Genomic DNA, 636 nt, shown 5'->3' on the forward strand with positions numbered 1-636 from the left:
TGTGTTACCTTGAGGTCCAGTGGCACCAGTAGCGCCAGTGGCTCCTGTGTTACCTTGAGGTCCAGTGGCACCAGTAGCGCCAGTGGCTCCTGTGTTACCTTGAGGTCCAGTGGCACCAGTAGCCCCCGTGTTACCTTGAACGCCCTGAGGTCCAGTAGCGCCGGTAGCGCCCGTGTTACCTTGAACGCCCTGAGGTCCAGTAGCACCGGTAGCGCCAGTGTTACCTTGAACACCCTGAGGTCCAGTAGCGCCAGTAGCCCCTGCTGGTCCTTGAACACCCTGAGGTCCAGTAGCACCGGTAGCGCCCGTGTTACCTTGAACACCTTGAGGTCCAGTGGCACCAGTAGCCCCTGCTGGTCCTTGAGCACCTTGAGGTCCAGTGGCACCAGTAGCGCCCGTGTTACCTTGAACACCCTGAGGTCCAGTAGCGCCAGTAGCGCCCGTGTTACCTTGAGGCCCCTGAGGTCCGGTAGGTCCAGTAACTCCTATACCAGTAGCCCCAGTGGCTCCTGTGTTACCTTGAGGTCCAGTGGCACCAGTAGCGCCCGTGTTACCTTGAACGCCCTGAGGTCCAGTAGCGCCGGTAGCGCCCGTGTTACCTTGAACGCCCTGAGGTCCAGTAGCGCCGGTAGCGCC

General features: G+C 60.8%; 1 protein-coding gene. It reads right to left on the bottom strand.

The window, feature by feature from the left end; genetic code table 11:
• On the bottom strand, window positions 1–636 hold a 636-nt coding region (locus tag AC3WTI_RS24265; protein WP_492304469.1), incomplete at both ends, for a collagen-like domain-containing protein.

Source organism: Bacillus sp. EB106-02-03-XG38, from assembly GCF_058792175.1.